At 44.1% G+C, this 13,572-nt stretch carries 13 protein-coding genes; 6 read left to right on the top strand and 7 right to left on the bottom strand.

The features are described 5' to 3' along the window. Positions 1-117 precede the first annotated feature (117 nt). The 6 genes from L4C44_RS03800 (at position 118) to L4C44_RS03775 (ending at position 6,577) form a co-directional block, all read left to right on the top strand. A complete protein-coding gene (locus L4C44_RS03800) occupies positions 118-2,166 on the top strand; it encodes a M4 family metallopeptidase (protein ID WP_428804401.1) in 2,049 nt (682 codons plus the stop codon). Between the two features lie 199 nt (positions 2,167-2,365). Further along, the gene (locus L4C44_RS03795; protein WP_371713442.1) at positions 2,366-2,743 is read left to right on the top strand and encodes a VOC family protein; all 378 of its coding nucleotides are present in this window, start codon (positions 2,366-2,368) and stop codon (positions 2,741-2,743) included. 137 nt (positions 2,744-2,880) lie between these two features. Then, positions 2,881-3,360, top strand: a complete 480-nt coding sequence (locus L4C44_RS03790) for a putative periplasmic lipoprotein (protein ID WP_428804400.1) — start codon at positions 2,881-2,883, stop codon at positions 3,358-3,360. A gap of 358 nt (positions 3,361-3,718) precedes the next feature. Beyond that, a complete protein-coding gene (locus L4C44_RS03785) occupies positions 3,719-4,579 on the top strand; it encodes a delta-class carbonic anhydrase (protein ID WP_327784336.1) in 861 nt (286 codons plus the stop codon). Between the two features lie 279 nt (positions 4,580-4,858). Next, entirely contained in the window at positions 4,859-5,485 is a 627-nt protein-coding gene (locus L4C44_RS03780) for a LysE family translocator (protein ID WP_428804399.1), read from the top strand. A 141-nt stretch (positions 5,486-5,626) separates the two neighbouring features. Further along, complete coding sequence (locus L4C44_RS03775; RefSeq protein WP_285954539.1) at positions 5,627-6,577, top strand: LysR family transcriptional regulator; 951 nt, start codon at positions 5,627-5,629, stop codon at positions 6,575-6,577. Between the two features lie 45 nt (positions 6,578-6,622). Here the strand turns inward: L4C44_RS03775 and L4C44_RS03770 are convergent, their stop codons facing one another. From L4C44_RS03770 to L4C44_RS03740, 7 genes are read right to left on the bottom strand one after another with little or no spacing between them, the layout of a single operon-like run. Further along, complete coding sequence (locus tag L4C44_RS03770; RefSeq protein WP_428804398.1) at positions 6,623-7,999, bottom strand: BatD family protein; 1,377 nt, start codon at positions 7,997-7,999, stop codon at positions 6,623-6,625. Beyond that, the gene (locus L4C44_RS03765; RefSeq protein WP_428804397.1) at positions 7,986-8,705 is read right to left on the bottom strand and encodes a hypothetical protein; all 720 of its coding nucleotides are present in this window, start codon (positions 8,703-8,705) and stop codon (positions 7,986-7,988) included. Before L4C44_RS03765 ends, L4C44_RS03770 begins: the two co-directional genes overlap by 14 nt. Beyond that, on the bottom strand, positions 8,699-9,679 hold the full coding sequence (locus tag L4C44_RS03760) for a VWA domain-containing protein (protein ID WP_428804396.1): 981 nt from the start codon (positions 9,677-9,679) through the stop codon (positions 8,699-8,701). Before L4C44_RS03760 ends, L4C44_RS03765 begins: the two co-directional genes overlap by 7 nt. After that, positions 9,672-10,709 (bottom strand): vWA domain-containing protein, encoded by a 1,038-nt coding sequence (locus L4C44_RS03755; RefSeq protein WP_428804395.1) that lies wholly within the window; start codon positions 10,707-10,709, stop codon positions 9,672-9,674. Before L4C44_RS03755 ends, L4C44_RS03760 begins: the two co-directional genes overlap by 8 nt. Further along, a complete protein-coding gene (locus L4C44_RS03750; RefSeq protein ID WP_428804394.1) occupies positions 10,696-11,241 on the bottom strand; it encodes a DUF4381 domain-containing protein in 546 nt (181 codons plus the stop codon). The genes L4C44_RS03755 and L4C44_RS03750 overlap by 14 nt, the downstream gene beginning before the upstream one ends. 19 nt (positions 11,242-11,260) lie before the next feature. Then, positions 11,261-12,193 (bottom strand): DUF58 domain-containing protein, encoded by a 933-nt coding sequence (locus tag L4C44_RS03745; protein WP_428804393.1) that lies wholly within the window; start codon positions 12,191-12,193, stop codon positions 11,261-11,263. Positions 12,194-12,208: 15 nt separating this feature from the next. Further along, complete coding sequence (locus L4C44_RS03740) at positions 12,209-13,177, bottom strand: AAA family ATPase (RefSeq protein WP_428804392.1); 969 nt, start codon at positions 13,175-13,177, stop codon at positions 12,209-12,211. Positions 13,178-13,572: the final 395 nt, after the last annotated feature.

Genomic DNA, 13,572 nt, shown 5'->3' with positions numbered 1-13,572 from the left:
TTTTGAATTAATCTCACATATGCAACTGAGTTTATTTCTTTATGTGCAATATCTATCGTTAAGATGCGACTTCATCTAGTTGGTGAATCAATAAAAACATAATTATAAAGGTGATGTATGCGTGGTGCACATTTACTAATGCTATTTCCGATAGCGTTTACTTCTCAAGCTGCCAATATTGTCGACTACTCGCAAGTCGATTTATCTACAGTACTCAATCAAACAACACAGGGTTTTCCCGCTGTAAGCCAACCACTTGCTTACCAAGACGCAAGTCGAGTGAACACTGGTACAACAACACTCCTACGTAAAATACAACTTCACTACGGGATTCCGGTTTACGGTCAATCGGTAGTGGTTGATCTTTCTCAGAAGGGCTTTGCGAAAGCGGTTGATGGCCAAGTATTAACGGGTATTGAGTCAGATATTGGCTCGACACTGCCAATGATTAGCGCAAAGCAAGCTGTCGATATTGCAAAGTCACAGCACAAAGGGGTTGCCGCGGCGACTATTCGTGACCCTAACACCGAGCTTCTTATTTGGCTTGATGAACAGCAACAAGCGCGCCTGATTTATAAGGTCGATTTCTTGCAGACTCTGGGCATGGCACCCTCAAGACCGATTACGCTTGTTGATGCTAAATCGGGTGAGTTACTGGATCGTTGGGAAGGTATTGCGTTCATTGAGGCAGAAGGACCGGGCGGAAACCAGAAAAGTGGCCGTTATTACTTTGGCTCGAACACACAGTTTGGCGGATTCCAAGTCAACTCGTACTGCCAGATGGACAGCCAAAACGTTGTGACTATGAACATGAACAACCAACAAGACTCAGGGCAGATTCATCAATTTAGTTGTAACGGAAATTACGGTAAGAACGTCAATAATTACCGCGCTGTTAACGGTGCGTATGCGCCAATGAACGACGCACATTACTTTGGCCAACGTGTGTTCGACATGTACCAAGATTGGTTGAACACACGTCCTATTCAACAAAAGCTTACTATGCGTGTTCACTACGGTTCGAACTATGGGAACGCGTTTTGGGATGGCCGTCAAATGACGTTTGGCGATGGTAACCAATCCATGTATCCATTAGCGACGTGGGACGTGATTGCTCATGAGGTGAGCCACGGCTTTACTGAACAAAACTCAAACCTTGAGTATCGTGGTATGTCGGGCGGAATGAACGAATCTTTCTCTGATGTAGCTGCTGCGGCGCTTAGTGAATATGTACATGGCACTTTCAATTGGAAGATGGGCGAGCATGTAATGAAGCATAGTGATGCGATGCGTTACTTCATTAACCCAAGTCAAGATGGTATGTCTATCGGTCACATCAACCAGTACTACAATGGCATTGATGTTCACCATAGTTCAGGGATCTTTAATAAAGCGTTCTACCATCTAGCCACGAGCAATAGTTGGGATATCAAAAAAGCGTTTAAGGCTTACGCAACCGCGAACCAACTTTACTGGACACCAAACTCGGATTTCCAACAAGGTGCGAATGGGGTTTGCAAAGCCGCTGAAAAGCTAGGTTATGAGACCTCTGCAGTGAAATCTGCGTTTAGCGAAGTGGGTATTAATGTACAAAACTGTGGCTCTGGTCAGCCAAATCCGAACCCTAATCCTCCAACACCAACACCAACACCAACACCAACACCGGGTATCACGGCTCTAGAGTTTAATGTGCCTGCACCTGTGCTGAGCAGCGGTAACGACCAACAGCAATTTGTTCTAAAGAACAGCTCTCAAAGCGATGTTTGGCTCCAAACTTACAATGGTTACGGTAACGTTGATTTGTATGTTGCAATTGGTCGCCCTGCATCCTTGAATGATTACGATTGCTCGTCTACCAACTTGGATAACTACGAGTATTGTGGCTTTGGAGGTATACAAGGGGATGATATCTACGTAATGGTATCGGGTGCACAAGGGGCAACGGACGCTTATGTAGCGGTAAGCAGTGTATTGGAACTGCCTCAGCCTGAACCACAGCCAGAAGGTTCTTGTGTTGATGTTCCAGAGTGGAGCCCATACATTTTCTATCCTGCAGGCGCTACCGTTCAGTATTGGGGTACCCGTTTTACGGCCAACGTTGAAAACTGGGGATCCGATCCGTTCCAGAGTTATTGGCATTGGACATTTGACGGGATGTGTGACTAACTTAACCCGTTAATCCAATAGAAAAATCGAACAAAGGGAGTGCTTAAAAGTACTCCCTTTATTCGTTAATAATGAGATGTAACGACGCATAAGATGCTTGTGTTACTCTTCTAGGCGCTAGATTATGAGTGATAAACATTCAGGGCTTCTGTAGAGCGGTTAAACTAGGAAGTCCGTTATTCATGGAGAGCCATCATATATGGAAGTAAGTCATCTAGATCACCTTGTATTAACTGTTAAAAATATCGAGATAACAGTAGATTTCTATCAGCGCGTATTAGGTATGAAGCCCATCCAATTCGGGGAAGGACGCTTGGCGTTGTCGTTCGGCAATCAAAAGATAAATCTTCATCAATTAGGTAAGGAGTTCGAACCAAAGGCAAAACGCGTTCAAGCGGGCAGTGCAGACCTCTGCTTTGTTACCAATACACCAATTGTTGAGGTCGTAGAGCATATCCAAGCGCAAGGAGTCGTGATAGAAGAGGGACCAGTACCGCGAACAGGTGCAATGGGAAAAATTGTCTCTGTTTATATTCGAGATCCTGATGGCAATCTGATTGAGATTTCGAATTATTAGGCTCAAGCGCTAAACCCGTACGCTTTTGTTTACTCTTTCAAAACTCGACTTTTCACGTTTACTCCGCTTATTACTGGATGTCATCAGCCAAATAAAATACAATCGAACAATGTTTTATTAATTCGTGATTTATCATTATGATGAGAAACTTACTCACATTTATCGTTAGCCTGTTCTTCTTAACAGCTTGTTCTTCAACGAGTAATCATCAGCTAGACGACAAGACATTGAGCAACGAAGACGCTATGTCGAAAAGCGTAGAGAAAGAGGGCAATCTCGAGACTTCAATGGATACAAATGCTGAGACCAGCAGCGAATCTTCCCATGAACTAACCATTAGCGATGAATCTATAAATGGCCATGACGCAAACTCAAACCTTGATTCAAATAAAGGCACGAGAACTCACGCTAATGCAGATCCAGAATCAGCGGATCCCTCTCAAGTAGCAGCAACAGAAACAACTGAGAATGATGCTAAGAGTAGCGATGAAAAAGGTATCGGAAGCTATTTTATCCGTCATAACGAACCGACCAAGACGGTGATTAAATCATTAGAGGGCGTGACAGATGCATTGAACGTCATGACGTTTGGGATATTTGCCACGGGCCACGGTTGATCCGTTAACCAGAAAGCCAAACTAATAGATAGAATGAGACGTGAAGGCGAGCCAAATGGTTCGCCTTTTTTATATCAGAAACTCTACTATTAGCTCTGGTTGTAGCGTGTTGTCCGCTTGTTTATCGGCTTGAGTCAAGGGACAGTCAGCAAAGTAGGTATTTGTTTGTTCTGGAATGGACTCGCCGTATTTACCGTGTTTGACTTGTTATATGCATCAAGGGTTTTAATACTCTTCCCAAAGTAAGCTGTGAAATCTAATCTTACAAAGACAAGCACCATATTCACTTGCGAGCATAGTAATATGTTTGCTGTTAAGTTCATTTTAGGTTTAGTTATCAATATTCTAGGGAAGAGATATGAAGAATAAGAGTGTATTTTTAAGCGTCGCGATGGCTATGTTGGCGGCTCAAGCGAACGCATCTGACGCGAACCATGAGTCTGTAGCTGACAGTGTTATCGCTGAACAAAGAGCAAACCTATCTGAAAACACGCAAGGAAAAGGTTTTGGCCCACAAGCGCCTCGCGATTTAGGCTCAGCCGAAGGAACAAATGCCCGATTGTTTTCGGATGCGCCAGATTCAACAGCCATGAATCTATGTAATATCCACTTCCATAAAAACGCTGAGCACAAAGGTGGTGAGTTTACTCAATACGCTGGTAACGGTGATGGTAAAGGTTTCCAGAGTGGATTTAAATACACAGGTAAGTTGAGCGCGGCCGAGCTTAAACCATTCGAGCAGAAGGTTTGTCCTAGCGACCACGGTTCACTTAATTCTGGTGACACTATCGAGGTGCATTACGTGTACTCGACTGCACAAGTTGAACCAGGTGAAACATTGGGTGCTTGTTTTAACGACGCGATTACCAACCCGCAACTGCGTGTAGAAACCCAAGTTTACGTATTAGTGAATGACGACAAAGCACTCGATTTCGAAGCACTCGCTAAACATTCAAAAGTCAACGGATTACACCAAGCCCCAAACATTCCTCAAAATACGGGTTCAGCGATTCAATACGCAGGTTCTACAACGGGTCCTGGTTACAATGAGCAAGGTTCACCTTTCCAAGTAACATGGAGCGTTCGTCCACAAGTTGCGAAAGTAAACATCGCGACAGTGGGGAGTTGGTGTGAAGGCAATGACTTTAACGAAGACCACGCCCACGGTGTGAGAAACATAGTCGTAAACCCTGAGTTGTTGTCACCAATATCGAACTAATCTTGTTACGTTGATTCGTAGTCAATATTTTGCAAAGGCGGGCCACTAGGTTCGCCTTTTTTGTGTCTTAACGAAAAACATGTTGGGTTTAGCTTTGCGGTTATGCTTAGTGGGGAAGTTACGTATGACACTTATTCAAAACATGAGTCTTGTGAATCGTTCTTAGTTAAAAACGCTGTCAGTCAAACACGCTCTTAGACAAAAACGCTCTTTACCCGAATCGGGGCTCCATGATACGTTCGAAAATTATAATGTTGAATGATATTTGAGGGACGACAGATGTCACTAGAAGGCGCAGTTACATTCTTTATTGCCATGTTTATATTTGGTATTACTCCGGGGCCTGGCGTATTTGCCATTTTAGCTCGTGGCATGGTTAACGGTTGGCAAAAGTGCATCACTCTTTCGTTAGGGATGATATGCAGTGATCTTATCTATCTTGCGCTTGCCTGTTTTGGTCTAGCGACGATTGCTGAGAACTGGTCGTTTGCCTTTGAGGTGATTCGCTATGTTGGTGCCGCTTATTTGATTTACTTGGGCTACAAGATGTTTAAGAGCCTACCTGAAGTGCAAGGTTCAGCAGAACTTGCGGCCAAACAAAGTCAGAAATCGGAACTCGCCAGTTTCGTGCAAGGCTTTTTGATTTCAGCATCAAATCCGAAAGTGATTCTGTTCTATATTTCATTCTTGCCGACGTTTATTGATCTGACGGTTTTGCGTTCACAAGATATCGTCTTGGTTTCTGTTTTAGCGGCGGTTGCTCTGATGTCCGGTTTAATGCTAATTGCAATGGGTGCGGGTAGAATGGCTAGTTTACTTAAAACGCCACGTGCACATAAAAGATTAAACCAAAGTGCTGGTGGAATAATGATTACTGCAGGATCATATTTGGCAATAAATCGATAAATACGATTATTTGAACAGAAAGGCGAACCGATTGGTTCGCCTTTTTAGTTGGATATAAGTTGCATGGTTTTAATAGAGACTTGTTTGTTAGTCACAATGGTGTAATTATTTAACGAGTGATATTACTCGGATGCATGTCTTATGATGACTATCGAACAGCAGCTTTCTCGGCTGGATCTAAATTTATTGGTGTCGTTAAGTGTTTTAATCAAAGAGAGGAACGTAACGCGAGCTGCCAACACCTTGTACCTGTCTCAGCCTGCGATGAGTCGTACGTTAAGTCGCTTGCGAGAGTTGTTTGATGATCCATTGTTTTATCGAGAGTCTAATGGCTTAGTGCCCACGCAAAAAGCGCTGGAACTGCAAGCGCCTTTGGAAGAGTTACTATTGGCGATGCGAAGCCTAGTGACAAAATCAGCTTTTAATCCAGAAGAATGTGTTCAAACGTTTGTTGTCTCGATACCGCCATTGATGAGTAGGATGCTTTCCGTGCCGCTTGCTGAGCGATTTATGAAAGAAGCCCCTAACGCTAGTCTTATCGAATATCCGGTAGCGAAAACGCCAACCAGTCAGCTGCTATCCAGAGATGTGGATTTTACAATTCACATCGAAGCCCCGAGTAACCCAATAGAATTCCCATACGTTAGCCTTGGCCGAGTCTACCCAGTTTTTTATGTTGCGGCTAATCACCCTTTAGCGAAAGTTGAAAATGTAACGCTTGAGCAGTGTCTAGAGTCTCGCTTTGTTGATCTCACGCTCGATATCCGTTCGAACTACGGTCTGCAACACCCTGTGGATAGCTACCTAGCAAAGAATGGAGTGCAGAGAGATATTGCATTTAAAAGTGGACAGCTTCTTACGTTGGTGGAAGTGATGCAGAGTTCGAATACAATTCTGATTGCGACTCATAAGTTAACTGAACTAGAGGGGATAGGTGACAAGATAGCGCCTATTTTTTCTCTAGATAACGTGCCAGAGTTAATGTTCGAACTGTTTTTGATTGAGCATAAAAGAACCGTTACCAGCCCAGCACATCAATGGTTCAAAAACTTAGTAGTGTCCGTGATTGAAGACGTTGTTTGTGACAGTTGACCCCAACGTCTTTGCTCACACCGCAGCCTAAGTTAAGTTTACCGATTAGTTCAGATTCCAATTAAACTTAAATGGTGTGCTTCGGGTTTTGGGCGAATCATTGATAGCTTTTAACAGTGTTTTGGCTTCTACTAGAGAAATTGAGAGGGAAGCTGAAACTGAGCCTTCCGCATCTTTTGCGTAGCCAAGCTTCAATAGTTTCTTCCAAATGTCGTTTGATTCCGAATCTAGAGGCAGTTGAAGCGTGCCTTTCGAAAAGTTTTTTCGCCCCGTAATCTCATAGATAGTTTGCACTGCTTTGCTGTACTGCTTTTCTTCAACGTGTCGACAAAATTGAACACTCAATTTTTTGGTATTTAATTGCTGGCGTGCGACAAAATAACGCTTTAAATCAATGAAGTGATTTCCGATCTGGCGAGCAATTGCAGCAAGGAATACTCCAGCGATGACCAAGTAATACCAATATTGACCCAACCAATTCGATAAGGTTTGAGCCCCATCGATAGAGCCTAAAGTGTTACTTAACGAGTCTAACAACTTTGCGTCACCGACTTGAAGCGTCTGCTGCTCTATAGTTAACGATTCCAGCTGATTGGTCTTTATGTTCCACCATGTCATGGTCTGTTTTGGTAAGACAACTTTCCCTTGTTCTTGCAGGATTAACGTTACCTGTTGTTTGAGTGTCGCGGTATTGCTTTTATTCAGTCGATTAAACACGTTTTCTTTGACTGCTGGTTTGCGATACAACTCAACGCCGGAAATGTCTGGGATGTTGATCTCCGGCAGCAACATCATGTGCGAGTTTGCCACGCTCAACGTATACGTGGCAGTGATAGCGTGGCCAACTTCGAATTCGCCGGTTAACGGACGGTCGGTTGATATCGAAAGCTCAGCATTTGGGCTAACAATCAACGCGTCTGTATCAATGTTACTCACGGGCATTTTGGATGCAAAGTTAATGGGTTGCGAATGAATCACGCCCTCAATAACGTTTTTGTCAGTAAGCTCTACACTAATGGGAATGCTCAATTCAGGAACAGTAAACTCGCCAGCTTGCATTGGGTACAAGTAGTAGCGTGCTTTTTGTGTAAACCATTTAGTGCCTTCGATTGTGCGTGCTGAACGTGCGACTTTCTGATCATCTTTCTTTACGACTGTGTAGGGTATATCTAAGTAAGGTAACGCCAACTCTTCTTTAAAGGGGCGGGTACTCAATACTTCAACGTCGAGTGCGACTTGTTGTTTCACAGCGACATTTTGAGCTTTTATCTCAACGTTCAGCTTCAATTCACCGCCACTGACAAGTTGGTCTATGTCACTAGCACTTGCAGGCATTGAAATTAAAAGCATCATCGCTGATAAGACAGTAAACCAACATTTCAGAAGATCGAATGCTCGGACTGTCGATTTAGTTTTGTTCATTGCTGTATTCCTGCTGAAATTTTTGTCTTAGAAACTTAGATGGATTCTGTCTGACTTGTTTTAGCCAGACTTGGTCAGAGATCACTAGCTCCTTCTGACTCCCTTCTTTTGGTTCGTCGTCGACCAATTTCCTATCATCAATGACTTTTTCTGAATCTCGTTTTGTCGGTGGTGTGTTCTTGATTTTCTCTATCGCAGCTTCCACAACAGCGAGGTTGTTTGTCGCTTGCTCTTCATACGTTTCGTTGTTCAACAGTTCGTTGTAAAGCGCAGTGGCTTTATCAAATTGAGCCGTATGAGCATAGCTGTTCGCGACGATCAACTTAGCGAAATCAGCCAGCTCTTCCGGTTTACCACCTTGTTCACTTGCTTGTGGGCTCAATTGGTCAATTGCGCCAAGGAAATCACCTGACAGATAACGACTGTAGGCTTTCCAGTTTGGATCATCGAATAGGGCGGCACTTTGTGCGTAGTTGCCTTGCTTGAACTCGATATAAGCGTGTTGATCGTTGGATAGCCAAAAATCATAAAATGAGTGCTTATTGGCGATTCCCCAAATCAGATTTCCTACAATAAGCATAAGCAACAGGTGCATTGGCTTAAGTTTGGATAACCAAGGTACACGATTGATTTGATGTGTAGTCGAAGAGGCTGATTTCGTCAGGTTGTATAACTTTTGATTTACTGCCTGTTTATTATTTACCACTGAAGCGTCCACCCTTTTCTAAACCACATTAATTGGATAGGCAGCAACAAAAACAGCAACCAATAGCCCGCATCTAACCAAGGTAGGGCGTTATCGCTGACCGCAAACAGGTTGTTCTGAATGCTCTGATAAACCGCTTCAACATCGCTAGCGTCGTGAGTGAATGAAACCATTTTACCATGACCTGCTTGCGCCAGTTGGGACAGTGAAGCGAGTTGAGTTTCGGTTAAACCTGCTGTGCCATTTCCGCCGCTCTGCGAGTTTTCACCCATAGCCCACACGATCACTTGGTGGTGCTGTTGTTCAAACGCTTTAGTGAATTTTTCTATCGCTTCGTCATTGGTCTTGTCTGTCAGTATCAATACTGTTGATGGCGCTTTTGCTTGTGAAATTAGCTCGAGCGTCGGCTTTAATACCGAAGCCGGTTTGTTCTTGTTCTCTGGCAGCAAGCTTCCATCCAATACATCGAGGAAGTATCGCGTTAACTCTTTGTCTTTGGTGACAGGCATCGCGACATGAGCACTTCCGCCGTATATCACTAACCCGGTTTTTGAATCGCCGCGCAGTTCAACGAGCTGATTGATCTTCTGTTTAGCACGATCTAATCGTGACGGCTGAATGTCGGCTTTATTCATTGAATCAGACACATCCAAGGCAATCACTAGCTCGGAATTGTCTTCAAAAAATGGTGAAGGTTGTTGCTGCCACGTTGGACCCGCCATAATGAGCGTGGCTAGAACCGCAAACACCAGAAACAATCGATTAGGAGAAACTATACGAACTCTATTTTGGTTGAGAGACAGATGTTCAACCATGTTTTTAGACATGACGGGCTGCCACTGGGTGACTAAATCGTCTTGTTGAACGAGTGCGCGATAAAACAACACGAACGGAACCAGTGTTAACAACCACAATGGGCGTATGAAATGAAACTGGGTGATATCGCCCCCAAACAATGTATTGAAATCAGTCATTGGTGAGCTCCTCTCTACGGCGAATAACACGCTTTATTTCTTTCTGATGACGCCTTTGACGACGCAGATTTGCACCAAACACAATTAAGACCGCGAGTAGGTTGCTCACCAGACACACGCCAAATGCATAGTGGTGCAAGCTGTGTTTAGGACGGTGAGATAAAAGCTCGAACTCTTGCTGCTCTAGTTCGTCGATCGTTGCGTAGGCTTGTTCTAGTTGCTTTCGGTCCAAGGCATGAAACATTTGCCCGCCAGTTGCTGCTGATACTTTCTCTAAAGTAGGAAGACCCATCTTGTAGCGACCTTTGGTACTTGGGTCACCAATTGCAATGGTGTAAATCTTCACTCCATATTTAGCTGCGATTTCCGCGGCTTTGACAGGAGGCATTTTCGAACTTGTGTCATCACCATCGGTTAGCAGAATCATCACTCGTTGACGACTTTCTTCTTGTTCGAATACGGCAATTGATAAGCCAATCGCGTCGCCAAAAGCAGTTTGAAATCCGGCATAGCCAAGTTCAACGTCTTCGAGTAGCGATTGCCACACGTTAATATCTTCAGTAAATGGTGCCTGAACATAAGCAGAGTCTGCAAATAAGATTAACCCTAAGCGGTCATGCTCTCGCTGGGCTGCAAATTCACGCAATACCTGCTTTGCAATGGTTAGACGGTCGTGTTTATTGCCTTCTTTATCGGCAAAGTCCTCTTCTGACATTGAACCAGATAGATCCAGTGCGACCATAATTTCACGAGCGGATTTCTTTTGTTCGATTGGTTCGCCTATCCACATTGGTTTGGCAATCGCGACGACTAGAGCAAGATAGCTGATAATGACCAATAGCCATTGGACTTTACGACGGCTCATCTTGACCGCGGTTTCAGAGGGCTCTTGTGAAGACACTGCAATCAGGCGATCAAAAAAGGGCACTTGAATCGCGCTTTTTGACTCTTTGTAAACAGGCAATAACCAATACACGGCAAAGGGTAAGCAGAGCAGTGCAAACGCTATTGGGTATTCAAATTCGATCATGTGACACCTCGTGATGTTTTATCCAAAGTGCAACGTTCTCCATGATGGCGTTTCGTTGTTCTTCCGTTAATGTCGCTGCTGAAGAGTAGGCGAGTTGAGCAAGTACGCCTGAGAGTTTTGATGTAGAGAACTCGGATGAAAATTGACGCTTGGTGCAATGGTCATCTAACCATTTCTCCCAATCTGTGCCGGTTAAAGGGGCTACTTCTGTACGAGGGAAGGCATACAATGCGGTTCCTCGTAGCAGTTGTGGTAGCTTTTGAAATGATGAAATTTCACCGAATTGAGCCTCCAAAGAGAGTTGCTCTAACTCTACTAAGGCAGCGCGTCGGTATGTGTTTGCTAGGTACTTTTTAATAACTAAATAGACACGATATAAAGCAAAGCAAAACAGCAACAAGAGTAACCAGTACCAGCCAGGTGCATTCGGTAGCCTTGAGATACTTTCTGGCAAAGAAGGCTCAGACAAAGAGGCCATTAATGGATTCACGTTTTCTGGCTGTAAAGGTTCAAGCCCAGTGTTAGTCGTCATAGTTTGCATTCTCAGTTATTTAAATCGCGCCGAGTGCTTTTCTAAGCTGAACATCGGTGGGGTCGACTGTGTTGAACGGCAATACAGGGATTCGATATTTCTTCGCCACCGCCGTGAAATTATCGATGGCTCGAACAACATCTTTGGCGAACGCATCGCGTAACTGTGCTTCTTGGCCTGATACGGATAACTGCAATTGTCCGTCGCTAAGTACCATCTTATTAAGCGTGGCTAAATCATGTTCCAGCGGGTCGGTGACATGGCACAACACCACATCGTTGTGTTGACACAAAGCCTTGATTTGCTCTTCGCTACGCTCGTTATAGCCGTAGCCATCGGTAATCAAGATCACTAGGCCATCATGCTTAACCAACCTTTGCGCCTGATGAAACAATTTTTCGAACGAATTGGATTGTGTGTCTTGAGCCTTTCCCGCTTTTAGCTGCTGATTCTTACTCGCAATTTCATTGAGTATTTTGAGTACGTGGTTTGCGCTGCGTTGTGGAGGAATTGGCAGTGCAGTGCTGTCGTTATAAACAATCGCACCAATACGATCGGTACTGTCTATGACTTTCCAAGCAATCAAAGCTGCGATTTCTGCAGCAACTACAGATTTCATTCGACCTGTACTGCCGAAGAACATGCTGGTGCGCTGATCGACCATGACATAAACGTTACGCTCGCGCTCTTCAGAGAATATTTTGACGTGTGGCCTGCCCGTTCTATTTGTCACTTTCCAATCCATGGTGCGAATATCATCGCCAATTTGGTAGTGACGCATCTCTTCAAAGTTCAATCCACGTCCACGTAGCTTAGATACATGACGACCCGTTAACGCGCTGTTGATTGGCTGAGCAGGTAAAAAGTCAAAGCCGTGCGCCTTGTATTTCAAAAGTCGCAATGCCTTCAGATTGGTATAAATATCAGGATCAAGTGTTGGTTTCGTCTCCATGGTGACCTCTCGCCGTTAAGCTACTGCAACCTGAGACAAAATCTCATCGATGACGCGGTCTGAGCTGACGCCTTCAGCAAGCGCATCGTAAGACAGAATAAGGCGATGACGCAGAACCCCATGAACCACTTTACGAACATCATCAGGGTCGACAAAGTCCTTACCGTTTAGCCAAGCCATTGCTCTTGAACATTTGTCTAACGCTATGGTTGCACGGGGGCTTGAGCCAACACCGACCCACTGTGAAAGTGGTGACTCTGGGTACAACTCGGGTTGTCTCGTCGCAACAACAATCGCGACAATGTATTTAAGAACTGCGTCGCTACAGTGTATGTCGCGTAGTTGGTCACGAGCATCAAAAATACATTGAGGATCGATAGGTTCTGGTTTGTCTGTGCTTGGCTTTTCCTCACTACGAACCATCTTAATGATCTGCTCTTCGGCATTCGCATCTGGATAGTCGAGATTTATTTTCATAATAAATCTGTCCATTTGCGCCTCGGGAAGAGGGTAAGTACCTTCTTGTTCAACCGGGTTTTGTGTCGCTAAAACCATGAATAGGTCAGGCAGTTTGTAAGTCTTACCTGCTACTGTGATTTGTCGCTCTTCCATTGCTTCCAACAATGCAGCTTGTACCTTTGCCGGGGAGCGGTTGATCTCATCGGCCAGCAATAGATTGTTGAAAACTGGGCCCGGTTGGAAGGTAAGCATCGGTTTGCCATCTACGTCCTGATACACCTCTGTGCCTGTTACGTCCGAAGGCAACAAGTCCGGAGTAAATTGAACACGACCAAGGTCAACTTGTAGGGCTGAAGCCAATGATTTGATAGAACGAGTCTTTGCTGTTCCGGGTAATCCTTCAAGCAGAACATTACCATTTGTAAGTAGCGCAACCAGTAATGTGTCGACCATATGTTGCTGGCCAATTACCGAGGATTCCATTTGCTGCTTTAGGTGGTTTATAGAGTCTAAAGTTGGGTTCATTTGCTTACCTATTGACTAATTAATCAAGTGAGATTCAGGTCACCAGATGGCGAAAAGATAGATATTGTTAGTTAAAGCAACTATTTAAATCACCTTTGCTAAGGGTAGTCGAAAATAATTTCGACACACGCGTTCAACATATCTTTGTAAACGACTCACCTTGGAAATACTGAATTTCATGGTCTATAAATAGGCTACTGTATTGTTTGTATTTTAATCAAGAATAAAGGTTGATAAGTAACATTACTTTGCTGCATATCTATTATACGGCGATGTCATTTGTGAATTTATGCTGCCTTGATAACATTGTTCACAAGTTGAGCGGTTAACGAACTAACTGTTCGAACAAAGACAAATGGACTATGTATTGATTTAGCGTTATCGATTTTATTAGA

The organism is Vibrio satsumensis (genome assembly GCF_050337435.1).
GTDB lineage: Bacteria > Pseudomonadota > Gammaproteobacteria > Enterobacterales > Vibrionaceae > Vibrio > Vibrio satsumensis.
This window is presented reverse-complemented; position numbering and strand designations above follow the sequence as displayed.

Coding starts and splice junctions, on each gene's coding strand:
- L4C44_RS03800 (WP_428804401.1), top strand. CDS start 118: ATGCGTGGTGCACATTTACTAATGCTATTTCCGATAGCGTTTACTTCT.
- L4C44_RS03795 (WP_371713442.1), top strand. CDS start 2,366: ATGGAAGTAAGTCATCTAGATCACCTTGTATTAACTGTTAAAAATATC.
- L4C44_RS03790 (WP_428804400.1), top strand. CDS start 2,881: ATGATGAGAAACTTACTCACATTTATCGTTAGCCTGTTCTTCTTAACA.
- L4C44_RS03785 (WP_327784336.1), top strand. CDS start 3,719: ATGAAGAATAAGAGTGTATTTTTAAGCGTCGCGATGGCTATGTTGGCG.
- L4C44_RS03780 (WP_428804399.1), top strand. CDS start 4,859: ATGTCACTAGAAGGCGCAGTTACATTCTTTATTGCCATGTTTATATTT.
- L4C44_RS03775 (WP_285954539.1), top strand. CDS start 5,627: ATGATGACTATCGAACAGCAGCTTTCTCGGCTGGATCTAAATTTATTG.
- L4C44_RS03770 (WP_428804398.1), bottom strand. CDS start 7,999: ATGAACAAAACTAAATCGACAGTCCGAGCATTCGATCTTCTGAAATGT.
- L4C44_RS03760 (WP_428804396.1), bottom strand. CDS start 9,679: ATGACTGATTTCAATACATTGTTTGGGGGCGATATCACCCAGTTTCAT.
- L4C44_RS03755 (WP_428804395.1), bottom strand. CDS start 10,709: ATGATCGAATTTGAATACCCAATAGCGTTTGCACTGCTCTGCTTACCC.
- L4C44_RS03750 (WP_428804394.1), bottom strand. CDS start 11,241: ATGACGACTAACACTGGGCTTGAACCTTTACAGCCAGAAAACGTGAAT.
- L4C44_RS03745 (WP_428804393.1), bottom strand. CDS start 12,193: ATGGAGACGAAACCAACACTTGATCCTGATATTTATACCAATCTGAAG.
- L4C44_RS03740 (WP_428804392.1), bottom strand. CDS start 13,177: ATGAACCCAACTTTAGACTCTATAAACCACCTAAAGCAGCAAATGGAA.